The sequence below is a fragment of the Hydrogenimonas urashimensis genome (genome assembly GCF_016593255.1).
GTDB classification, from domain to species: Bacteria; Campylobacterota; Campylobacteria; order Campylobacterales; family Hydrogenimonadaceae; genus Hydrogenimonas; species Hydrogenimonas urashimensis.
Map to the genome: position 1 here is coordinate 1389855 of NZ_AP023212.1, position 23444 is coordinate 1413298.

A 23444-nucleotide genomic window follows, 5' to 3' on the forward strand; every position below is an offset into this window, starting at 1 on the left:
GTACCGGCCAAAAACCATAGAGAACGAGTGTAGCGATAGAACAGAATACAATGACCATTTGCCGCGGTGAACTGCGATGAGCAAACGAAAAAACAGCAATATCATGGGTTACAATGTCTTTTGTGACGATCTGAAAAAGATACAGATTCCGAAAAACGGCAAAAAGATCATCAATACCCTAAATCCCCACTCCTATGTGGAAGCCAAAAAAGATCCTCTTTTTCAGAAAGCCCTGCACGCTTCGGACATGCTGATGCCCGACGGAACCGGCATCGCGATGGCTTCGAAATTCGTGAACAACGACCCCATAGAAAGAATCGCGGGAGCGGACCTGCACAAGCACCTGCTGGAACTTCTCAACGCCGAGCACGGCAGATGCTTTTACATGGGCTCTACATGGGACACACTGGAAAAGATAAAAGAAAGACTGGACAGAGAATACCCCAACATCGACGCCGGATTCCACTCGCCCCCCTTCAAAGAGAAGTTTACGAAAGAGGACAACGAGGAAATTCTCGCCGCCATCCATGCGCACAGTCCCGATGTGCTCTTCATCGGCATGACGGCGCCCAAGCAGGAAAAATGGCTCTACGAGCACAAAGACAAAATCGATGCCAACATCATCTGCTCCATCGGAGCCGTCTTCGACTTTTACGCCGGCACCATCAAAAGGCCGTCGGAATTCTGGCAAAAAAGAGGACTGGAGTGGCTGCCCAGACTGGTCAACGAGCCCAGACGCCTGTGGAAAAGAAATTTCGTCTCCACGCCCAAGTTTCTTTTCGAGATGATGCTGTACAAAGTCAAAAAATATTAATAATGTTTTTTTCAAATATTTTTAATAATTTAAAAGTTTTAAAAAATCTTGATCCTGCTTCAATGAATTTATTTAAGCATATTGGATTATCCAGTATTTTTAAAGTCGGTTCAATCATTGTAAGTTTTTTTCTTGTGCCTTTGTCTATCAATTATTTAGGGAAAGAAAATTATGGTTTATGGTTAACTTTGTTTTCTTTTTTGGGATGGTTCGCTATAGCTGACTTTGGAATTGGCAATGGACTTAGAAACAAACTTGCCCAAACTCTTGCTAGCGATAATTATGAGTTAGCAAAAGGATATGTTAGTACAGCTTATATAAGCACTGCCATTATTTCTTTTATAACTTTTATTTTATTTATTACAATTTTCCCTTTTATCCCTTGGCATTCTATTTTCAACTATAATCCAATCGACCTTTCCGTATCTCACCTTATTTTGATATCTTTCTTTTTCTTTTCAATCAACTTATCTTTAAAAAATATTTCTATTCTTTTTTATGCAGATCAAAAAGCATCCATTCCCGAATTGCTTACTTTCATTGGACAACTATTTATTTTAATTTGTGTATATATAATGATGCATATCACAACTACATCTATATTTCTTTATGGAATGATAGTACTTGGTATCCCAGTTATTATACATATGGTTGTAACCTTTATGGCATTTACTGGAAAATACAACATAATAAAACCCAGTTTTAAATATTTCAAAAAAGAACTGATAACAGATATTCTGAATTTGGGTGGAAAATTTTTTATTATTCAAATAAGCTATATTATTTTATATACAACTGATAACTTTATAATCAACAAAATATTGGGCTCTAGTGATGTAACTGCATATAATATTACATATAAATACTTCATGGTTATGCTAACAATAACCACATTGATCACCACTCCATATTGGTCAGCATTTACTAATGCTTATACTAAAAATGACTCTATCTGGCTTCATAAATCAATGAAATTATTGACAAAAATTAGTATTATCATATCGATACTGACCTTTTTAATGATATTCATTGCCAATAGAATATATGATATATGGATAGGAAATGTAATAGATATACCATTTTTACTTACATTTTTCATGGGAATAACAACAATTCTAAGAATTTATAGATACCCATTTGTAATGTTTATTAATGGGACAGGAAAGATTCAAATTCAACTTTATTTAGGTTTCTTCCTAGCATTAACAAATATACCTCTTTCAATTTATTTGGCAAAAAATGCACATTTTGGTGTTTCAGGGGTAATATTGGCTACATTGCTTGTTAATGCAATTGAAATTATTGTGTTCCCTATTCAAGTGAATAAAATAATTCACAATAAAGCTTCGGGTATATGGAATAAATGAAAATCAACCAAGAAAAAGCGATAAAAATAATTTTGTTATTTTCACTTATCAATATTTCTTCTTATTATGCATTCAACTTGGGTGCATATAGCATTTATGTAAAAATATTTCTTTCATTATTAATGAATATTTCAGGTATTTTACTCATTATTTATTTTTTTAAACTCAAAAAAAAGATAAACAAACACATACATTTATATTTTAAAACTTTACTTTATTTATCTATTTTTTGGGGATTGATCACGATTATGAGAAGTTTATCATTTGACTTAAAAGCAATGATGTCATTATTCGGCAACTTTCTTATGGGCTGGACTTGGTTAATGCCTTTGGCATATGTTTTTGGAGCAAAATTACAAAACTGGATTGCCCTCTTTGGCTTTTTAAGAAAATTATTATATACAGGCACTTTTCTGTTATTCTCCAATCTTATATTTCCATTAGGTCTCTATGGTATATTAAAATGGTTGAAATTTTGGCCAGTATTCCTTATGACTTATCCATACCAAACCAAAAAAAATATATTGAGTCTAATTATTTCACTTATTGCCTTCGTTATAGCCAGTATTTGGTCATCACAACGAACCAATGCTTTATTTTTGGGACTTTTTTTCATTTTTTTTACTATTGAATACTTGAGGCAAACAAATAATACCCTTTTTTATAAAAAATTAGCTTTTTTTTTAATAGGAATATCTTTTGCTATCATTATTATTGTTCAATTTAATTCATATATTAATGGCTTGAAAAAAAATGAAGATTTGACAAGAGACACTAGAACATTTGTAGTAATTGAAATGCTAGATGACATGTCTTTATCTGATGAGATAATAGGGCGTGGTGCCATGGGAACTTTTTTCAGTCCTTATTTCTATCGTTTAAAAAAAGCAGGTATTGAAGGAGGAGATGCAGCAAATCGGCAAGTTAATGAAGTTGGATTTATGCATATTGTTCTAAAGGGTGGTTATATCATGCTTTTTTTATGGATATCCATCCTTTTACCCGCCTCCTTCCTAGGTATTTTAAGATCAAAAAATATTATCTCCAAAATGAGTGGATATTATATTTTATCATATTTGCTAACATGGTTTATCAGCTATGCCCCTTTTTTTTCCCCAGAGTTTATACTTTTATGGATGGCCACAGGAACTTGTATCTCAAAAAAAGTCCGAGAAACGAAAAATGAAGATTTCATGAAAAAAATAAATGGGAAACTATTTTTCAATGTCTAAAACAAAAAAACCACTTGTCAGTATTATAACTGTGGTTTACAATGGCGAAAAATATTTGGAACAGACCATTCAAAGCGTCATAAAACAGACTTACGAAAATATTGAATACATTATTGTTGATGGCGGCTCCACCGATGGCACGCTCGACATCATAAAAAAGTATGAAAAAAATATATCCAAATGGGTCAGTGAGCCGGATGAAGGTCTTTATGACGCAATGAACAAAGGCATCAGAATGGCAAATGGCGAACTTATAGGTATGATCAACAGCGACGACTGGTATGAAACCGATGCTGTAGAAACGATGGTAAAAGCTTATTTGGAGCATCCGAGCAAACATATTTTTCATGCGGATCGGTACGATATTAAAGAAGATGGTTCTCGAGCTATCAAAAAGTTTCATCCATCGGTTTTCAAGTTCAAATATTATGGCATGACATACAACCATCCTTCGATGTTTATTACAAAAAAAGAGTACGAAAAACATCTTTACAATACGAAATTAAAGGCCTTGTCTGATTATCAATTCGTTCTCGAGGCATTTCTACGGGATCCAAATATTTTTCAATACATAGAAAAACCCATTGTCAATTATAGGCTTGAAGGGGTAAGCGCCCAAATGCATATTAAAGAAAAACTAGAAGAAGGTTTTGCAGCAAGAAAAAATGCAGATATGAATCTTTATGAAAATATTTTTTCAGTAATATTCAGGTTTATAATTGCAACATTTTATAAATTAAAAGGAACTTTATGAAAAAAATTTATCTTTTGTTCTATTATAGTTTTATTCAGTTTCTTCCAATGCAGCCTTTCCCCGGATACAAACTATATTATAAAATTAGATATTTTTTTACTAAAAAAATTATAAAAAATTGTGGAAAAGATGTAATTGTAAAAAATAGATGTTATTTTGGTAATGGTGATAGGCTGAGTGTCGGCAATAGAAGCCAATTGGGACAAAATGCAAGATTAGGAGGCACCATTACCATAGGGGATGATGTTTTAATGGGGCCAGATGTAGTTATGATGGCAACTTCTCATGCTTATGATAGAGCAAATATCCCAATAAATCAACAAGGAGCAATAAAAGAAAAGCCCATTTTCATTGGTAATGATGTTTGGATAGGCACAAGAGTAATTATTTTGCCAGGTGTTGAAATAGGGGATCATTCTATTATAGCTGCGGGTTCAGTGGTCACAAAATCGTGTGAGCCGTATAGTATAATCGGTGGAGTGCCTGCCAAGCTTATTAAGAAAAGAACTTGATGATATTTGAGCTTTTCACATTTTTTAAAAAAAATAAAATTAACTTTTGTCTTATAAATGGATACGAGGATATTGTCTATAATCAGCAGACAGATTCAGACATAGATATATTACTAAAAAAGCAGCATTTTCGAAAAATAGAAAGCCTTTTAGAACAGTTTTGTCTGGAAAAAGATCTTTTAATAGTTCAAGTTTTACACCATGATCTGTGGGCAAAAAACATCTTTTTATATGATCTGAAAAACAATAGTTATCTAAACCTTGACCTGTATGGAGAACTCTCTCGAAAAGAAATTGAATTTTTTAAAGAAGATGATATTTTTAATACTTTAACAACCTATGAAAATATTCCTATTTTATCTTCAGAGAAAGAATTTTTAAACTATTTTATTAAAAAATTGGATAAAAATGATCTAAATATAGAGACGTTTGAACACTTATATACATTGTACTTTAAAAGTAAAAACAGAAACAAAAATATTTTAAGAAAATTTTTTCCAAAATATCATAATTTAATAATTAATGCTTTTTCCAACAATACTTTTTCAGTTATTTTTGATAACAGACAAAGGTTAATATCTGATTTTTACAGTACTCGCAAAATTAATATAAAACGTAGAATTTTAAATACTCTTCGTGTTATAAAGCGTATTGTTCAACCGACAGGCTTAATTATTTCTATTCTCGGGCCTGATGGTTCTGGTAAATCCACTGTTATTGATACACTGATAACTCAACAACTTCCTTTTCGCAGAAAAAACTATTTTCATCTCAAACCCATTAAAAGCCAAAAAACCGATATTGATACTGTAGTGACTGATCCACATAAATTTCCACCATACTCAAAAGTCAAGTCATATGTAAAGCTTTTATACTTTATATATCAATACAATTTTGGGTGGATAAAAAATATATTACCACTGAAAATAAAATCTTCTTTAATCATTTTTGATCGATATTACGATGATATTCTTGTCGATTATAGACGTTATCGCTACGGAGGTTGGCGAAGCATAGCTAAGTTTGCACGGTTTTTTATACCAAAACCTGATATCTACTTCATTCTTATCGCAGAACCAGAAGTCATCTACGTACGAAAAAAAGAAGTTCCATTCGAAGAACTGAAGAGGCAAATTACAGCTTATAACTCTCTGGCCGATGGAAAAAAATATTTTAGAATTGATGTAAATCGATCCCCTGATGAGATAACTAAAGAGATCGTGGCTATTATGATGGAAAAAATGAATGAACGCTTCTAATTGCTTTTCATCGAATGAATATCTCTTTTTGCCTACAAAAAAAGATCCAAAAGTGGCACTGGTTATTGACAATGCTGCTTTGTCGAACAATTCATTCAAACTTTACAATCCATTTTCGAAGAAAGCCAGACTGCTTAAAAAAATGACGAAAAAAGCTTTTACAGATTACAATATGCTTTCGAAAAAGCTTTTCAGTACCGAGACAAAAAAAAAGTTTAACTTCATTAAGTTCATGGAAGAGAGGCTGGGAGAGCAGCTGGTCGTATCCGTCTATTTTGCCACGGCAAGAGACAAGCTGGTATTGCAGCTTCAAACACCTGACGCAAAGATCATAGGATATATAAAGTTTCCGTTGAGCGAAACTGGTTTGAAACGTCTGAACAATGAAAAAAAGGCTTTGGACATCCTCTCGTCAAAACGGATAGTCGAAAAATATTTACTCTGGGAGAAATACGAAAATATACCGTTTCTACTGCTATCCGAAACAAATGGAAACATAGGTCATCCCAACAGCAAGGCCATCGATGATTTGCTTTTGCGTTTCAGAAGAAAAGAGTCCTATTCGCTGGCAAATCATCCCCGCATTCAATATATGATAGACAAAGCAAAACAGTTGAATGTATCAAAACTTGAAAAAACGATAGAAAAAATTCGACGCGAATCTGCAACAAAATATTTTCTGGTTTACGAACACGGAGATTTCGCCCCATGGAACATCATAAATACAAGTAAAGGCACAGTGCCTTTTGATTTCGAATATTTCGTAGAAGATGGCCTGGAATATTTCGACCTCATCAAATACCACTATCAGATTGGCAAGCTTTTAAAAGGAATGCGACCCGATACATTGGCCAATTATGTGATAGAAAAAATTCTTGTAGACGAAGCAAACATTCTTTTGAAACTTTTTCTGGCAAAAGAGATTTTGGTAAAAATGGAAGAGTGTGAAGATTACGGCTTCGAACAAAAAATGCTCGATTTTTTGGAGAAATAGATGAATATATTGCTTGAAGCTTATGCCTGCGAACCCCACAAAGGAAGCGAGCCGGAAGTGGGTTGGCAAATGGCCAATGAAATCGCGAAAATTTTTCCGAACGATACTATACATGTCATTACAAAAGCGAACAATCAAGAGGTCATAGAAAAAGAGAGTTATCCGCCAAATCTGAAGTTTTACTATTACGAACCACCAAAATGGTTGACTTTCTGGAAGAAGGGGGGGCACGGGGTTCGCACTTATTACTATTTATGGCTGATAGGTGCGGCTCTTTTTCTGAAAAAGCGGAAAATTGATTTCGACATTATCCATCATGTAACTTTCGTAAACGATTGGTTACCGAGTTATCTCTTTTTATTGAAAAACAGGAATAACAGTTTTATCTGGGGACCCATAGGAAGCCATGACCCGATCGATCCAAAGTTTCTCGAAAGCCAAAAGCGAAAAACCGTAGAAAAAATTCGCATTGGTCTGCAAATATTTTTTAGAAATTTCGACCCCGCTTTTTATATTTGCAAAGCGAAATCAGACTGTATTGTCGGAATAAACAGCAATGTCCGCCACAAACTCGGGTTGCGAAAAAACGATTGCTTCATCGCCGAACCGGCCATCGCCTTGAAAAAAAGCGATACCGAAAATATACAGCACTTTAAAAGCGAATCAGACTGCTTCACCATCGTTTCGGTGGGCCGCCTAATGTATATAAAAAACTTCGCGATGTCTCTTCGTATTTTCGCAAAATTTGTGAAAAATGTTCCAAGCACCAAAGCAAAACTGCAAATCATAGGGGATGGAGAAGATCGGAAAGAGCTGGAAAAACTGGCTAAAGAACTGAATATTAAAAAGAATGTAGAATTTATGGGCAACATTCCCCGAAAAAAAGTCATGGCACAATTTGCCCATGCCGATGTGTTTATGTTCCCTACACTTGAAAACGCCGGATTCGTGATCTTGGAAGCCATGGCCTACGCTTTGCCTGTACTCGCGATGAAGTATGGTGGTCCACAGCAGTTTGTGCTCAATTATAAAGATGAACAACTGGTTTCGCCACATTTGGCTTATAAAGAAATCGTCGAAATGCTGGCCGAACGCCTCGAAACGCTATACAGAAACGAAGATTTGCGCAAGAAAATCGGCATACAAAACAGGCAAGATGTTCTAGAGCACTTCACATGGGAAGCCAAAGCTAGGAAAATGAAAGATATTTATACAAAGGTGCTTCATGAAAAAACCTAAGCTTCTTTGCATATTGCACCGCTCTCCACCCGCACATGGTGCGGCGAAAGTGGGGGATTTCATAGCATCCAGCATTAAACTCAAAGAAGTATACGACTGCAGATTCGTAACGATAAGATCGTCGGATACCATTGGCGACATAGGAAAAGTGAGCTTCAAAAAAATTTACCTGTTAACGGAGCTTTATGCCAAAGTATTATGGGCATTAGTAACATTCAGGCCGGATAAAATATATTATACCGCTTCAGTACAGGGTGTGGCGTTTTACAGAGACTTGCTCATCTCGACATTGTGGAAAGCATACAGAACTTTCAAAGATGGGGAGGTTTTTTACCATTATCACACCAAAGGTGTCGATGAGTTTGTTTCGGCATCCAGACGCAATCTGATATTGACGCGTTTTTTCGTGAAAGATGTAAACCTGATACTGCTCAGTCCTTGGCTAGAAAAAGATTTCGAAAAAGTGAAGACATACAAAAAAGTTCTTTATCTACCCAATGGCGTAGAAGATCCCATGGCCAATGAAAACTTCGAAGCGTATATTGACAAGAAATATTCGAATATAAAAACGATCAATGTCTTATATCTCGCTCATATGATGAAAGAAAAAGGATATTGGGAAGTTCTAGAATTAGCCAATAAAACGAAAGATTTCGATATTCATTACGATTTCGCGGGAAGTTGGCAAAGTATTGAAGATGAAAAGGGGTTTTTTAATTTTTTGGAAACACGCAATCTCAAAAAGAGAGTGACTTATCATGGATATGTCTCCGGAAAAAAGAAACACAACCTTTTCAAAAAAGCGCATTTACTTATGTACCCGTCAAAGAATGATGCTTTTCCACTTACATTGATCGAATCACTTTCTTATGGCATACCCGCCATAGCAACTGATGAAGGATCTATTCCATTTATATTGAATGAAAAATGTGGCATTGTATTGAATAAGAACAATATGGATTTGTATGAAGCATTGCAAAAAGGGAAAGAAAAGTTTTTAAACAAAAAGACTGCCCAGTATTGCAGGAAACGATATTCGAAATATTTCACTCTCGAACAGTTCGAAAAGAACCTCGTGAAGATTTTCGATGATGATATGAAAGAGAAAATATACTGACCAAGCTTTGCGCGACATTCCTTCCTTGGCCCCATGTGGGACATTGACCAAAATGTTGTGGATAGTATACATTTTATATTTTATTCAATTTGATGAACTTCAAATACGGAAAGTATTAAGGCAACTGTATACCTATTTTTTCATAAGGCAATGGTTTAAACGAAGTTGATTTTTCGTTTACAGGAGAATCACTAAAATAGGTATAATACCCAAAGTTATTCTTAAAAGGTCCCCTCGCCCACTTTAAGTATTCTGCGCCAGCATTGTTTTTAAAACTGTTGCCTTCGGGATACAACCAGTGACTTCCTTTTATCTGGCTCCAATTATTGGGTATTGCCGCCAATTTGGGATAGGTGCTTTTCCATATACCTGATTGATATTGAACACCATCTTCTTTTAATCTCTCAAGTAGATTATGGCTGCTCCCAGATATATTATTGATATATTTTGAACCATAATTTGTTCCAACGTATACTGTTGCCACATGATAAAACAAATTATTTTCAATTTTGTTGTCACGTCCACCATTTATGAAAACCGCATTTCCATCGATATTGTAAAAAATATTTCCAACCACGTCATTACCACTTAGTGAATCATCAAAATAGACTCCCACAATCATACGATTTCCATAATTATTTATAATATCATGTATGAAATTATAATGCACTTCGTTCCCACGCCATCCCCAATGCCTCCCTGAGTAGATGCCCCCGGCATCTTCTGCATAAAGGTTGCAACGATAGATATTGTTATACCTGATTTTATGATTGTTTCCCTGGAAGTTGATCGCCTGGTGAAACATATCGTGAATATCGTTGTGTTCCACTATATTTCCAACTCCGTTTATTCTAAAAGCGCCAGTGCTGGTCCAATGCCAACGATTAATATGATGAATATGGTTATTAATGGCAAAATTGTATGCCGAAACCAAACGAGCACGATCTCCTCCGGAAATTTCGATAGCTTGCAAACCAGAATCTGTTAAATCACTATATGTTATTCCATTGAATTTTCCTGTAATTTTGATAAGTGATTTGCCTGATGCTCGCAACTTAGTGAAAGTAAATAGATTATGGTCACCTTCTTTTATTTCAATAAGATTGCCTCGATTGCACTCTATAGTCATTCCATTAAATTCTATCCATGAGGTGTCGTTGAGCCGAATTACGCCCTTTTTGTTTATAGACACAAAAAAACGGCTTTTTTTAATGTTTTTTTCTGGCCATAGATAGAGTTTCCCTCTTTTTCTATCGATATAATATTCACCTGGTGATGTAAGTTCTTCTAAAATGTTGTATGCATAGTACGCTTTTTTCTGCCGTCCTCGCAATATTCCGTAAAGTGGCGCTTTTTCGAGGTGGAAAATGTGGTTGACTTTGTCGATTTTTTTTATTTTCATCCGAGAATTGGACCAGGCGTATTTCAGCATCCCATTAATCCAGAGATCGCCATCGTTTTTCCATCGGTTTGGCCTGTCACCATAATATCGGAATGCCGTATCGGTAAGGCCTTCCATAGTGAATGCAAAACCGAATTGTTTCTCCCCGGGTTTTACAAGTGATGGTGTACCTTTTGCGCCATTGTGCCGTGATAAAAACTCTTTCGGAAGGCCATAGCCAAGTCCATCCTGTTTCCAGAACACTTTCCCGTCATCCCGGACAATTCTCCAAGAACGCCTTTCACTAATGGTTTTGCCTTCTACCCTCTTTATATAAAATTGATGGCCATTAACAAGTCCAACTCTTTTGTAAACAGGAAATTTTGAACCGATTTTTACATACGTTCCCGCAACATTAGGCCGAAGTTTTCCATAAACATGTACCTCAGCATCTTTCAAAGAAGGAATGTAAGTAGTTTCGTTCTTGTCCGGCCATCGTGCAAGACTTAGCATCTTGTCATCTTCGAAAAGTTCCATATGCACTGCGTCTTTGTATCGGTTCCAATCCATTTTTCCATAATCAAATATCCCATGCTTCATGAGTTCGACCACATAGACATGGCTGCGTGCATCTTTGTTCAGTCTGTACCATGCCGGATCGTTTGGCGAAAGAGGTTTTAGCCACTCTTTTTTCAACTCAATTCCACCTGTAAAATGCACATCTTCCCCAGGATACGCTCTGTAGACCACTCTGCGGCCTTCCACTCCGGAGTCGGCGTAGTACAAATCGAAGGGTTCTAAAAAAGTATATGTTCCACCCCGTATCCAAACCACGATACCACCTATCGGTAGATTATGATTCTGCTTGTACTCAAAAACCGCTCTCCTTGCTCTCTCCAAGGTTTTAAAAGGTTTCGTTTTGATACCAGGATTTTCATCCGAACCCTGTGTACTTACGAAAAACTCCATGCCATAATTTGGAATGTGGGGATTTTTCTTCAACATTTTCATCAAAGCACTTTTTGCATCAGATGTTCTGATCAACAAATTTTTAATTTTTGTTTCTATTATTTCATGTATTCCGTTATGTTGTTTTGCATCTTCTTTGTCTACGGAGAGGTCCTTTTTTTTGATATTAAAAGCATTCGCTTCTGAACTTTTTAGGGCCAATTCATCGTCGGCGGCTTGAGAGACTGTGATTATTAATAAAATAAAAAAGGATATAAACAGTTTCAAGGACAAATTTTGCATTTCATGGATCCATAAGAAAAAGATGAGGCATTTCAGGTTATTATATCTTTAAAAACCACAGAGAAAATGCCTTTTGAACAAAAAAAATGATTTATTTTTACTTACAACACTACTTACACATGACATTGGTGATCAGAATATCGACTTTCTAAATATTGTATCAATTGCCAATCGCCAATATTTGACCGCGGCGCTGTTTTGGTCTCTTTATAAACATGGCTTTTTTTCAAAAAGCCGTGATAAAGAACTTCATGCATATCTGTATGAAATTTTTCAGATAAATGCACAACGAAACAGATTGATTATCGAACAAATCAAGGAAATCGTCTCCCTTTTGAATCACGAGGGAATCGAACCGCTTTTGCTCAAAGGTTCAGCCGCATTGGTTGAAAATGATTTCGAACATATCGGTATAAGATTTTTGTCCGATATCGATTTGATGGTGAATAAAGAGGATATCGACAGAGCCTACAGATTACTGCAGGATGCAGGGTATTCCGAAGCAAAAATAGCGAACATTCGGGCAACATACCATCACATGCCACCAGTGCAAAAATCAGACAGACCGGTCATCGTCGAACTGCATAAAAGAGTGTCAGGCGGACATAGTAAGATAGAGTATATCCCTTTCAATTCAGAAACTTCTATGAGATGCACACATTCCGATTTTTCAGGAGCATGGGTTCTGAAGCCGACATATCGTCTCTATCACGCTTTTTTGCATACGGAGATCGATGACAAAAATTATATGTTGAGGCGACTCGATCTTCGTCATCTTCACGATTTCTGTGTACTGGCAAACAAATATGCCGATAAAATCGAATGGGATAAACTGGATGCACTGGTTCGATCACGCAAACTGCAAAAGCATTTTAATGCCTATCTGTACCAGGCAAAAGTGTTTTTTTCGCTCGATACGCCTTTGACTGTTGAAACCAAAGAGGTAAAGAAACATCTTGAAGGGGTTTTAAAATCTTTCGAAATGGAAGGCTCTGTACGTGGCGAATTCTATCCGTTAATGCAGAAACTACAAGTGTGGTATCACCCTGAAACATTAAAAGATCGTTATAACTATCAATCAATGTGGCTGTATCCTTACTATCTGATTATCCAAATAATCGATCAACTAACACGATACGTTTTCTGCAAAGGCTGTCTTAAAGAGATCATCTCGAAGTGGTGACTCCCTACTCCTCCAGTCTGATCATCTCGTCAATCGCCCGCACCGCCTCGTCGCGGTCCGAAAACATCAGCTCGTACTTCGGCAGGGCGACGAGGTTGGCGAGGATCTTCTCGAACTTGCGTTCGTCCATGTTGTACTGCACCTGGTAGCTGGCCTCTTTGATGCGGGCGAGGGCCTCTTTGGCGCTCAGGGGGCGCAGCGCGGTTTTGGCGCCGGGGCGGTAGGTGGGAAAGAGAAGGTGGCTGGCTTTTCGCGGGCCGGCGTGCATGTTTTTTGGCGGCAGAAAGCGGATGCTCTGGCCGTCAAAACGTTTGTGGACGTCGCGGCCCCCAAGTTCGGGGTACTCTTTTTCCAGGACTTTCCAGCTTCCCTCTTTGATGTTCATGCAAAAAGGCAGCGGCTGCACGCAGCCCTCGTAGTCCAGGGCCGCCACCTCGTCGCTGAAGAGGCTAAAGCCCCGGGCGACGAGCGTGGCGATGAGGGTGGTCTTGCCCGACTCGGCGGTGGCGGGCATGACGATGACTCTTCCTTCTCTTTCCACCGCGCCGGCATGCAGGGCGATGAGGTATTTGCGCGCCTGGTAGGCGCCGGTCATCATCTTCTCCTGCAAGAAGGTGGCCATCTGGGGCTGGGGCACCTCCATCTGCACCGGCTTGCCGTTCCAGTAGATGACCCACCCCTCCGGGGCCTCCTGGAAATCGACGGCGACCTTGTTGCGCAGGTGCCTGGGCTCGGCGGGCGTGTGCAGGTGCAAAAAGACGGGGTGAATGCGCCGCGCGAAGGCTTCGTCGGGGTAGTGGACGCCGTAGGCGATGCTCTCTGTCACGTACCAAAAGCGCGTCTTTTCGTCCGGCACGTAGCGCCCCGGCTCGATGTCGGCCTCGTACTCGACGACATCCAGCTCCTCCCGGCCCGACGCCAGCTCGACCATCTCCTTCAGCACGGCGGGATCGACGCCGGGGAAGGCCTCGGCGATCTCTTCGGGGGTGCGGCTTTTGACCATCTCGTCGATCTTCAGAAAGAGCGCCGCGCCCTCTTTTTCGAAGCCGTAGACGTTCTGCGTGTTTTTGGAATAGACCAGCAGGCTCTCGTCCAGCAGATAGGCCGAAAGCGCCGCGGATGCGAGTGGGAGTTTGTAGATTTCGTCGGTTTTCATGGGTGTTCCGGTTGTTTGTTTGATTGTAAAAACATATCGTCAATTAATCATTTATTTTAACATATATCACGCTACTTTGCGGAGGGGCATTGAAGCCGGAAGCAAGATGGGGCCCTTTGGCGCGCCTCGGCGTCAACGTTTCATCTTTTTTGCCGATTATTAATCTGACTTTTGAAATTTTATTACTTTTGAAACGAAAGGATCGACAATGGTAGTGCTTTACGACTGCTTGAAGAAGACTCCCAAAAAGGTGGAGGAGTGGAACGACGAAAACGAGTTTCTGCACAGCGGCTTCATGAAACGCTCGGAGCTTTTCTACCTTCTGGCCCACTCCAACGAAGTGATCACCCGGGACGAAGACCTCTACGGCTACATGCTCAAGGTGGACAAAGCCCCAAAAACAACAGCAGATTCGCCGCGAAGCGGCAACCCCTACGACGCCGCGGCCTCGTGACGTGCGGCGAACGCCGCGCGTGAAGCCTCGCGGCGCGCCTCTTCTTCTTTTTGACCCTGTTGTCAACGTGTTGTCAACGTTGTCAAAGGGTGGGAAGCCGCCCTTTCCCTACCGGCGCGTCTGGTCGCCGGCTGGGTGGCTCTTCATTATCCGCTCGAGCTCTTTTTGCGCCTCCTGCGGGGTGATGTGCCGATACTGCCGGGGGACGGGTATTTTCTTGCATCCCAGAAACTCCTCCTGTTTCGCCTCGACGTAGCAGGCGAGCTGCTCCGCCAGGCCCGGGCCGTCGAGCCGAAGCTCCCAGACGAAAACTCCTTTTCTCGACCTGTCGCCAAAACCCGGGGCCCGGTGCATGTACTCCGCCGGCGCCAGGTTGGCTCTCAGTTTCACACGGGGGTGGGCGCGCCACCACGGCCCCATTTCGTGACGCATGGCGGCCTCGATGGCCTTTTCCGGCGTGAGCGCGACCCCTTCAATACGGATGCGCGAATAGCTGGACTCCCGCATGCCGAGGTATCGGCCGTTGGCAAAGTCGAGCCTGTAGCACTTGGACTCTTCGTGCGCCGCCTCCTTTTTTGGCGAGAAGAAGGTGAAGGAGCCGCCCGCAAACGTCAGGTCGCGCGTGCCCCCGTCGTAGGCCACACGCACCAGATAGGCGGAAGGGTCCGTCGCATGGGCCTTTTTTACGGCCATTTGCAGAAGCTCTTCGGCCCCCATCGCCCCCTTCTGCGCGGCTGCCGCCGTGCCGCAGGATAGGAGCACCGCTAGGCCCAGAGCCCATGCCGCCGCCGTTTTTCTAATGCGCCACATAGGTCATCTTCACCGAACTTTTTTTGACGGCGGTATGGCCCATGCTGCGGCCTCTTCCTTCGTTGGAGACCTCGATGACGATGGGCGATTTGAAGGTGCACTTGACGGTGTATTTGACGCATCCGTGGCTGGGGTAGCCGATGCCGTGCGAATTGCCCGCACCCGCAAGGTCTTTGAGCAGCGGGCAGTCGTTTTTCAAAGTCAGACGTTTCCTTGCCCCGTGCCCAAGATGCACCTGCAGAGTAGAATCGTGTCCGGCGCCGCCGTTGACGCCGTTGGTCGAAAGGGTCGAGAAGCAGAACACGACCTCCCCTCCAAACAATCCCCCCGGGCAGGCGAAGACCCATTTGGCCTTCTCGCCCCGGTGGCGCAGCCAGTGCCAGCCGGCGATCTTCGGGCCGTTGGACGAGAAGCTGGTGGCCGATGCCTGCTTTAGCGTCCCCGCTTGCGACGAAAGCGCGCCGAGCACCAGGATGCCCGCGACGCAAACTGCCAATTTTTTCATACTCTCTCCTTTTTCCTGGCTCATGCGGTTGGGCGCAGAAAGACGCCGCTACCAATGACCCAGCGTGACACGGGTGCTTTTGTAGCCTCCGGCCTCCGGATCCCACTCGAGCACCCAGTAGTTACTCGGTACATACAGCAGAATCTGCATTTTGATATTAGAGCGCGGGATGCCTTTGTCGTGCATGAAATCGCCGCGCCATTCGTGTTTGCCGGTGTGTCCCCTTTTGATCCGCTTGTTGTCACTGGCGGACCAGAGCACCGAGTCGTCATCCTTGTTGACGATGCGCACGCCTTTGACCCAGAAATCGAGGCGGTTGCCGTTGCGCTTGGTGCCCGTGTTTCTCAGTTCGTACTTCACCTGGTCCAAAATACCCTCGTGGCCGCGCCAGCCGATTCTGAGCTTCGCCTCGAAAAGGGCGGTCTTGTCGTTGGAGTCGATGATGGAATGGATATGATGTTTGGGATTGGTTTGGTGATGGCCCGCCCATCCCGCCGTCGCTATGCCAAGCAGCATGACGAATGCCAAAAGGGTGGTTCGCCACAGCGTTGTCTCTTTCATTGTCGCTCCTTTCGTTCGACTTTTGCCGATGCCGCGGATGGCGGCACCTCTTTCGCCCGCCGCGCGCCGAGAGGGCGCGGAGGGCACCGCGCTTTCATGTTGGTTAAAGAGTGGGTTTAATCTATTGTAAAAAAGGAAAATTGAATGTTCAATTAAAATCCCCCGGGCAAGAGAGGGCGCCCGGGCATGGAAGAAAAAAGGAGCGGCTCAGCCCTCCTCTTCGCTGTCGCGCATCTGCTTCATGATCCAGTCGGCGGCGTTGCCGTCGTTCCATCGGCGGCGGAAGGAGGTGACGTACTGGTGGTTGCGGTAGCGTTTTTCGACGAAGATGACCTGCTGCTTTTTGTTGACGACGACTTTGTGGATCTCCTTCCAGAAGTCGCCGGCGCGGTCCTTGTAGCGGTAGACCTTGCGCTCGATGGTTCCGGGTTTGACATAGGTGACAACGGACGAGGAGGAGGGGTCCATGAGCACGTCGATGCTCTCGCCGTGCAGCCGGATGCTCTGATAGTTTTGAAGAAACCGCTTCTTGTGGCCTTCGTCCTCGACAATCGAAACGGTTTTTTGGATTCGCTTTTCCTCGGATGCCACGACTGCGTCCCGCCTTTTTAAGAGTGATGATAGGGGATTATACAAGAGCCTCTCTCAAAAGTCTCTTTGCGCGCTCCCTTTGAAGGAAAAAACAGTGAAAGCGGCGCGCGGGGTCGGCGGGGCGAAGGCGCCCCGGGCATCAAAGACCGGCGCCGGCAAGAGGGCGCGCGCTCCACGCAAAGCGGGAGCGGGAGGCTTTCAAAGGCCCGTGACCGTCCAGCGGATTTTGTCGCTTCCCGCCTTTCTCCAGGCTTTCCAGTGGCCGTCGACGGTGCCGTCGTTGCCGATGTCGACGACCCCCTTGCCGACCCATTTGTTTTTGTTCTCCCTGTAGTTCCACACGCCTTTCCATGTGCCGCTTTGCAGATTGCCCCGCTCTTTGTACGTGAAGATGCCGGTACTTTTGTACCGGTCCTCATCGACGCGGTGGAAGTAGCCGTCCCAGTTTCGCTCTCCGGCGTGGATCGCCTTGCTTCTCCATTTGCCGCCGGCGATGATGTCGCCTTCGTTTTCTCCGGGCATGGAAAATTTGACTTTCGCCCTGCCTTTGATGGCGTAGTTGTTGGCCGAGGAGAGCGAGGGCGTCATCAGCGTCGCCATGCCCGCGCCCACGACGGCGTACTTTCCGAATTTTTTCATGAACGCCCGTTTTTTGGCGTCGACTCGTTCCGTTTCCGGTGTCTTGATGGTTTCTACAGACATCGGCATCCCCTTGAAAAAGATTTCGCGTATTCGGTATGCATACACGAGATGGGTCATTATCGCCTACTCTCGCTTAATCTTTGCTCAAAACAGCGGGGTCGCGGTACGGGGAAAAGGGGAGTTTTGCCGGCGGATGAAGGGGAGAGGGCTCTCCCCTTGCCTTACGTGCCGGGACAGTAGGTCCAGGTGATGTCACGGGTCGCGGGATCGCCGATGGCTTCCCATGCCCATGTCTGGCCCTGGAAATCGGCGGTGCCGCTGCCTTTCCAGAGATTGTCCTCTTCGGGCCAGAGGCGGCCGGTGAAGGTGCCCGCGTGCAGATTGTCATCGGTCGAGATGGTGCCCTGGGCGATCTCGTAGCCGGTGTCGGTCCGTCGAAGCTGCGCCATCCACCCCTCTTCGTTGTAGATCCGGTCGGCGTCCCATGTGCCGTGAAGAACGCGGGCGTCGCCGACCTCCATCTCCGTCGAGACGTGGCCGCTGCCCTCTCCGCAGTAGCTGTTGGCCGACGAGAGCGTCGGCGTCATCAGCGTCGCCATGCCCGCGCCCACGACGGCGTATTTTCCGAACTTTTTCATGAACGCGCGTTTTCGCACGTCGACGATACTTCCTTCCGTTGCCGCTTTGATCATTCGTGCAGACATCGGTACCCCCTTCTATCGATTTGGGTCGTCATTTGTGAAAAAACGGACAACCGAAAACAAGATCGGCGCAATCGCTCAAAGGTTGAGGGGTGAGGGGAAAAGAGGAGAGAAAACCTGGCGCGGCGGGGGTCCCCGCCGGCGCGTCACATGGATTGCGGGCAGTAACTCCAGGTGATGTCGCGGGTTGAGGCGTCGCCCAGCGCCGTCCAGCTCCACGACTGGCCCTGGAAGACGGCCGTGCCCTGGCCGTTCCAGAGGTTCTCATCTATGGGCCACAGATCGCCGGTGAAGGTGCCGGCATGGAGGTTGTCGGTCGTCGAGATGGTGCCCTGCTCGATGTGGTACCCCGTCTCGGTCCGGTCGAGCTGGGCCATCCAGCCGTCTTCGTTGTCGATGGCATTGGTGTCCCACGTGCCCGAGACGACACGCGAATCGCCCACCTGCATTTCGTTGGTGACGTGGCCGCTGCCGCTTCCGCAGTAGTTGTTGGCCGACGAGAGCGTCGGCGTCATCAGCGTCGCCATGCCGGCGCCCACGACCGCGTACTTTCCGAACTTCTTCATGAACGCCCGTTTTTTGGCGTCGACTACTTCCACTTCCGGTGTCTTGATGATTTCTGCAGACATCGGCATCCCCTTGACTGGATTTTCGCATGCGGCTTTGAAACCGTACGCGAATTGACTGATTATCACAATTTTTCGCTTAATGTTTGGTGAAACGGGCGTTGGAGCGGCCAGGAGGCCGCTTCAATGTTTCTTAGACGTAGTACTTGTTGCTGTAGCCGTAGTTGGCGCCGTAGGCGAACCCGTAGGCCCCTTTCTTGGCGCTGACCTTGACGTCGTTGAGGATGATGCCGGCGGTGATGTCGTATTCGGCGGCCAGCCAGTTGATGTTTTTGAGGAAGGCTTTCTTCGAATAGTCGGCACGCATGACAAAAAGGGTGATGTCCGAGATGCGCATCGGCGCCATGGCGTCGGAGACGACCCCGATGGGGGGCGAGTCAAGAAGGATGTAGTCGTACTCGCTCTGCAGCGAGGCGATGAGGCTGCGGAAGCTTTTGGACATCAGCAGCTCGGAGGGGTTCGGGGGCGTCGGGCCCGCCGTAATGACGTGAAAGCCCTTCTCCTGGGTGTACTGCACGCTCTCCTTGAGGGTCGATTTGTTGACCAGCAGGGTGCTCACCCCCCTCTCGTTGGCGAGGCGGAAGAGCTGGTGGACCCGGGCGCGGCGCAGGTCGAGGTCGAGGAGGATCACCCTCTTGCCGCTTTTGGCGATGATCTTGCCCAGCTCGGTCACGATGGAGGATTTCCCCTCCTTGGGGACCGTGGAGGTGATCGTGATCACCTTGGAGCTGCCTTTGTTCTGCAAAAACTCCAGGTTGGTCCGGATCACCCGCAGCGCCTCGTGGAAGGCGCTGATGTTCTTGCGCCCCGTGAAGTGGGGCACGACGCCGTAGAGGGGGATCTTGGTCAGGCGCTCGAGCCCCTCGGCGCTCTTGATCGTGTCATCGAGGAAGTTGCGCAAGAACGCGAAAGCGATGCCCAGGATGAGCCCCAGCACGACGCCCAGCACGATGATCAGGCCGCGCTTGGGCTTGACGGGCCGCTCCCCGACGAAGGCGTTTTCGGCCACCCTGACCTTCGGCACGGCGGAGGCGGCGACGATGGCGGTCTCGGCCCGTTTTTCCAGCAGGTAGTTGTAGATCTTCTCGTTGACCATGAAGTTGCGGTTGAGCTGGGCGAGTTTGCGCTCCTCTTCGGGAAGCGCCTGCAGCTCCTTCTCGTTCTCCTCGATGATGCCCAGCAGCGACTGCTTGCGGTTTTCGAGCCCGCGGATGCTGCTTTTGATCGATTCGATCAGGGAGTGGCGGAGGCTCTCGAGCTCCTTGGTCACCTTCACGACGTCAGGATGCGATTCGGTCACCGACGCCAGCAGCGTGTCGCGCTGGGCGTAAAGCTCCTGGATCTTGAGGATCAGCGAGGTGATCGTCGGGTTGGAGGCGGACATCGTCTCGACGTTGATCCCTTTGATGTTGCGGTGGGTCTTGAGGTATTCGAGCAGGTTTTTGAGCACCGAGAGGCGCATGTCGATTTCGTAGAGCTGGCGCTGGAGTTCGCTGATCTTCTCGGCCGTCAGCGTCGCCTTCTGGCCGATCTTGGTGATGATGTGGCTGCTCTTGAACTCCTGCAGCTTCTCGGCGGACCCCTGCAGGGCTTTGTTGATGGCGGCGAGCTGCTCGTCGAGGAACTTGAGCTTCTTCTGCGCGCTCTGGGCGGAGAGATCGATCGACTCGCCCATGTAGGCGTTGATCAGGGCGTTGACGATCTCCTTGGCCCGCTGCGGCACCGGGTCCAAAAAGGAGATCTCGACGATGGTCCCCTCCTTCGAGAGGGGCGCGACGGAGAGATTTTGCTGGATGAAGCCCAGCATCATCGGGTTGGGGGTGAGGGTGAAGGCGTACTCTCCGTCCGCGGGGTCGTAGACTTTCTGCACGGTCAGGGAGAACCATTGCGAATCGATCTCCTCGCCGTAGTTGTGGGCGTGGTCGTAGGAGAAGGGGCGTTCCTCGGGCGGGACGTCGCCGATCAGGCCGCGCACGCCGTCTGCGATCTTCTCCTTGAGGCTCGGCTCGACCACGAGACGGAACGACTCCTCGTTGATGGGGAAGATTTTAAAGGTGCTGCGCAGAGCGTTGGGGGCGGTCATCTTCGGGATGACGACGAAAGGGGAGTTGCGGTAGAGCTCGCGCTTTCTGAAGTTCTTTATCAGGTAGTAGCGTATGCCGATCGTGACCTGCTCGAGGGCCTTGAGGCCGATGTGGGGCATCTGGAAGGTGTCGATGACGTTGTTGATGTTGGCTCCGACACCGGAGGAGGCCATGGCCAGGAAGTCCCGCATGTTGCCGGGACCGTTTTCGTCCTCCTGGACCTCGATGTAGGCCTTGGCCTGGTAGATGCTCGGCGCGACGTAGGCGTAGAGGGCGGCGCCCAGCGTCAGCAGCAGCGTAATGACGACGATCGAGATTTTGTAGCGCTTGAGGGTGTCGAATATCTCCTTGATATCGATCTCGTCCTCGTCGATCTCATGCTTTGTTTCGGTTGCCATAACTTTTTCCTGCGGTTTTTCATCGTAATAGATATAATCGGCAATTGTACAAAAAAGTTATTGATACTTTGCTGACGCAAAAAGGCCGGAAGCGGCGAAAACCCAAAGGCCCCCTTCGCGCACATCCCGCACGCCGCCGGGGCCTCGGCGAACCTTATTTTAAAATATCTTATGAGTGAATATGCTATCGTTATAGACCAGACCAGGAGGAAAAGGAGCGGTTATGGTTCTGTACATACACGGTTTCGCCAGCAGCGGACGGGGCGAAAAGGCGCGGATGGTCCGGCGATATTTCGGCAAGAAGTCGCTGGCCCCGACCCTTTCGCACATTCCCGACCTGGCCCTCGACACGCTTTCGCAGATCGTGGAGCGAACGATCGTTCACGAACCGGTCCACGTCATCGGCTCGTCGCTCGGGGGCTTCTACGCCATCGAACTGGCGGAGCTCTACGACCTCAAGGCGGTGCTCGTGAACCCCTCCACGGAGCCGCACAAAACCCTGACGCAAAGCGGCATGGTTCCCAACTTCTACGACCTCAGCCGCTTCGAATGGAGCCCCAGCCACATCGAAACCCTCAAACGAATCCGCATCGAGACCATCGAGCACCCCGAAAAGTATATGCTCCTGCTGCAGACCGGCGACGAGGTGCTCGACTACCGCGTCGCGATGGAGCGGCTCAAAGGGGCCAGAACGATCGTCGAGGAGGGGGGCTCCCACGTCTTCGAGGGGTTCGAGAAGCATCTGCCGACGATCGAAGCCTTCTTTCACGGCGCGGCGTGAACCCTGCGGCGGAAGGATCGAACGATCCACGTCCCCTGCCGCTCCATCGCTGGCAGCATCCCAAATAGACGATGAGAGAGCCGGAGTGACGCATGCCGGCATCAGAGTGTGTCGCATGTTGAAACATTCAAATCCTCACTCTGTGCGATCTGATCCAGGGATCTTCCCATCAGGTTTTCGTAGAGGTCTCTTCCCAGCTCGATTCCCTCCAGATCGACGGCGTACTCCATCGTATCGGTGAGGATGTCTCCGGAGACCGCGCCTTCGGCCAGCAGCGCGACCCTTTCGGGATCGAGAAGATCGATGTCGATCTCCGAGGCCCGGTCGGGGTGCTCGCTGAAGTAGGCGTAGGCGAACGCGTAGAGGGCCATCCCGAAGAGATGGTAGCGCGCGCCGCTTTCGTCCCCGCCGTCGCCCCGGTAGTTCTGCAGCGCGCGCTGGATGGAGGCGTCGCGCCGGTGTTCCCGCAGGAGGTTGTGGGCCGCCACGAGGGCCAGGAAGATATCGCCCCCGCTCAGGCTCGCGGCCTCCCCGAAAAGCGCCGCCAGCGTCGTGCCATGCTCGGGACTCTCGCCCCGTGCCGTCGCGTCGGCACGCGCCCGCATCCATGCCAGCAGCGCCTCTTCGGTGCCGCTTTCGACCCGCCCTTTTTCGAAGCCCAGATAGTTGATGAGCGCGACAAGGGAGGGGATGCGGTCCGCATCGGCGTCGGGCGCTTCGCTCCTGCAGTAGAGCACTTCGGCGAACTCCCCGAACGTATTTTGGGGCAGTTGGGCCCTCGCCTGCGCCACCCGCTCGTCGGTGGGAACGTCGAGCGCTTCGAGCATCGCTTCGATCTGCTCCTCGTAATAGGCCGATACGGCGTCGGCCACGCTCTTTTCGGCGCCGCCCCCGCCGCAGCCTCCCAGTACCAGTGCCAGGCCCACGAAGAGTCCCGCTGCCACCCTTTTGACCATCGCGCCCCTCCTTTGCGCCCCACTCCCCCGCTGCAGCCGGGCAGGGAGCGGGTTTTTTGTATTATACCAGTTAAAG

At 46.4% G+C, this 23444-nt stretch carries 22 protein-coding genes and 1 pseudogene; 12 read left to right on the forward strand and 11 right to left on the reverse strand.

The features are described 5' to 3' along the window. Positions 1-76 precede the first annotated feature (76 nt). From JMG82_RS07135 to JMG82_RS07175, 9 genes and pseudogenes are all read left to right on the forward strand, one after another. Positions 77-814 (forward strand): WecB/TagA/CpsF family glycosyltransferase, encoded by a 738-nt coding sequence (locus tag JMG82_RS07135; RefSeq protein ID WP_201352033.1) that lies wholly within the window; start codon positions 77-79, stop codon positions 812-814. After that, positions 706-2181, forward strand: a complete 1476-nt coding sequence (locus tag JMG82_RS07140; protein ID WP_201352034.1) for a lipopolysaccharide biosynthesis protein — start codon at positions 706-708, stop codon at positions 2179-2181. Before JMG82_RS07135 ends, JMG82_RS07140 begins: the two co-directional genes overlap by 109 nt. After that, positions 2178-3413 (forward strand): hypothetical protein, encoded by a 1236-nt coding sequence (locus JMG82_RS07145; protein ID WP_201352035.1) that lies wholly within the window; start codon positions 2178-2180, stop codon positions 3411-3413. Before JMG82_RS07140 ends, JMG82_RS07145 begins: the two co-directional genes overlap by 4 nt. After that, the gene (locus JMG82_RS07150) at positions 3406-4167 is read left to right on the forward strand and encodes a glycosyltransferase family 2 protein (RefSeq protein ID WP_236579112.1); all 762 of its coding nucleotides are present in this window, start codon (positions 3406-3408) and stop codon (positions 4165-4167) included. Before JMG82_RS07145 ends, JMG82_RS07150 begins: the two co-directional genes overlap by 8 nt. A 350-nt stretch (positions 4168-4517) precedes the next feature. Continuing rightward, positions 4518-4679: pseudogene (locus JMG82_RS11880) on the forward strand (DapH/DapD/GlmU-related protein); the annotation flags it as partial. Beyond that, the gene (locus JMG82_RS07160; RefSeq protein ID WP_201352038.1) at positions 4679-5938 is read left to right on the forward strand and encodes a dTMP kinase; all 1260 of its coding nucleotides are present in this window, start codon (positions 4679-4681) and stop codon (positions 5936-5938) included. The pseudogene JMG82_RS11880 and the gene JMG82_RS07160, both read left to right, overlap by 1 nt. Beyond that, entirely contained in the window at positions 5925-6932 is a 1008-nt protein-coding gene (locus tag JMG82_RS07165) for a hypothetical protein (RefSeq protein WP_201352039.1), read from the forward strand. The genes JMG82_RS07160 and JMG82_RS07165 overlap by 14 nt, the downstream gene beginning before the upstream one ends. Then, positions 6933-8171 carry a glycosyltransferase family 4 protein gene (locus tag JMG82_RS07170; RefSeq protein WP_201352040.1) on the forward strand — a complete coding sequence of 413 codons (1239 nt, stop codon included), beginning with the start codon at positions 6933-6935 and terminating at the stop codon, positions 8169-8171. After that, entirely contained in the window at positions 8158-9288 is a 1131-nt protein-coding gene (locus JMG82_RS07175; protein WP_201352041.1) for a glycosyltransferase family 4 protein, read from the forward strand. Before JMG82_RS07170 ends, JMG82_RS07175 begins: the two co-directional genes overlap by 14 nt. A 115-nt stretch (positions 9289-9403) precedes the next feature. Here the strand turns inward: JMG82_RS07175 and JMG82_RS07180 are convergent, their stop codons facing one another. Next, positions 9404-11920 (reverse strand): right-handed parallel beta-helix repeat-containing protein, encoded by a 2517-nt coding sequence (locus JMG82_RS07180; protein ID WP_201352042.1) that lies wholly within the window; start codon positions 11918-11920, stop codon positions 9404-9406. Positions 11921-11993: 73 nt separating this feature from the next. Here JMG82_RS07180 and JMG82_RS07185 point away from each other — a divergent pair, with 73 nt between their 5' ends. Then, positions 11994-13103 (forward strand): nucleotidyltransferase domain-containing protein, encoded by a 1110-nt coding sequence (locus tag JMG82_RS07185; RefSeq protein WP_201352043.1) that lies wholly within the window; start codon positions 11994-11996, stop codon positions 13101-13103. A 4-nt stretch (positions 13104-13107) separates the two neighbouring features. On the opposite strand, the gene JMG82_RS07190 is transcribed toward JMG82_RS07185, so the two are convergent. Then, entirely contained in the window at positions 13108-14259 is a 1152-nt protein-coding gene (locus JMG82_RS07190; RefSeq protein ID WP_201352044.1) for a hypothetical protein, read from the reverse strand. Between the two features lie 208 nt (positions 14260-14467). Between JMG82_RS07190 and JMG82_RS07195 the strand changes: the two genes are divergently transcribed. Then, positions 14468-14713 (forward strand): hypothetical protein, encoded by a 246-nt coding sequence (locus JMG82_RS07195; protein WP_201352045.1) that lies wholly within the window; start codon positions 14468-14470, stop codon positions 14711-14713. Between the two features lie 108 nt (positions 14714-14821). Here JMG82_RS07195 and JMG82_RS07200 read toward each other — a convergent pair whose 3' ends face one another. The 8 genes from JMG82_RS07200 to JMG82_RS07235 all read right to left on the reverse strand — a co-directional run bounded on the left by JMG82_RS07200 (position 14822) and on the right by JMG82_RS07235 (position 21631). Continuing rightward, positions 14822-15523: a hypothetical protein gene (locus JMG82_RS07200; RefSeq protein WP_201352046.1), complete on the reverse strand. Its 702-nt coding sequence runs from the start codon at positions 15521-15523 to the stop codon at positions 14822-14824. After that, positions 15510-16028: a hypothetical protein gene (locus tag JMG82_RS07205; RefSeq protein WP_201352047.1), complete on the reverse strand. Its 519-nt coding sequence runs from the start codon at positions 16026-16028 to the stop codon at positions 15510-15512. Before JMG82_RS07205 ends, JMG82_RS07200 begins: the two co-directional genes overlap by 14 nt. 48 nt (positions 16029-16076) lie before the next feature. After that, positions 16077-16589, reverse strand: coding sequence for a hypothetical protein (locus JMG82_RS07210; protein WP_201352048.1), 513 nt, complete (start codon positions 16587-16589; stop codon positions 16077-16079). A gap of 207 nt (positions 16590-16796) precedes the next feature. After that, a complete protein-coding gene (locus tag JMG82_RS07215) occupies positions 16797-17180 on the reverse strand; it encodes a hypothetical protein (protein ID WP_201352049.1) in 384 nt (127 codons plus the stop codon). Positions 17181-17378: 198 nt separating this feature from the next. Next, positions 17379-17882: a hypothetical protein gene (locus JMG82_RS07220; RefSeq protein WP_201352050.1), complete on the reverse strand. Its 504-nt coding sequence runs from the start codon at positions 17880-17882 to the stop codon at positions 17379-17381. A gap of 161 nt (positions 17883-18043) precedes the next feature. Next, positions 18044-18526: a hypothetical protein gene (locus JMG82_RS07225; RefSeq protein WP_201352051.1), complete on the reverse strand. Its 483-nt coding sequence runs from the start codon at positions 18524-18526 to the stop codon at positions 18044-18046. A gap of 143 nt (positions 18527-18669) precedes the next feature. Next, positions 18670-19218, reverse strand: coding sequence for a hypothetical protein (locus JMG82_RS07230; protein ID WP_201352052.1), 549 nt, complete (start codon positions 19216-19218; stop codon positions 18670-18672). Between the two features lie 64 nt (positions 19219-19282). Further along, entirely contained in the window at positions 19283-21631 is a 2349-nt protein-coding gene (locus tag JMG82_RS07235) for a polysaccharide biosynthesis tyrosine autokinase (protein ID WP_201352053.1), read from the reverse strand. Positions 21632-21854: 223 nt separating this feature from the next. Here JMG82_RS07235 and JMG82_RS07240 point away from each other — a divergent pair, with 223 nt between their 5' ends. Further along, the gene (locus JMG82_RS07240; protein WP_201352054.1) at positions 21855-22412 is read left to right on the forward strand and encodes a YqiA/YcfP family alpha/beta fold hydrolase; all 558 of its coding nucleotides are present in this window, start codon (positions 21855-21857) and stop codon (positions 22410-22412) included. A gap of 101 nt (positions 22413-22513) precedes the next feature. Here the strand turns inward: JMG82_RS07240 and JMG82_RS07245 are convergent, their stop codons facing one another. After that, positions 22514-23368 carry a hypothetical protein gene (locus tag JMG82_RS07245; RefSeq protein ID WP_201352055.1) on the reverse strand — a complete coding sequence of 285 codons (855 nt, stop codon included), beginning with the start codon at positions 23366-23368 and terminating at the stop codon, positions 22514-22516. Between the last annotated feature and the right edge of the window lie 76 nt (positions 23369-23444).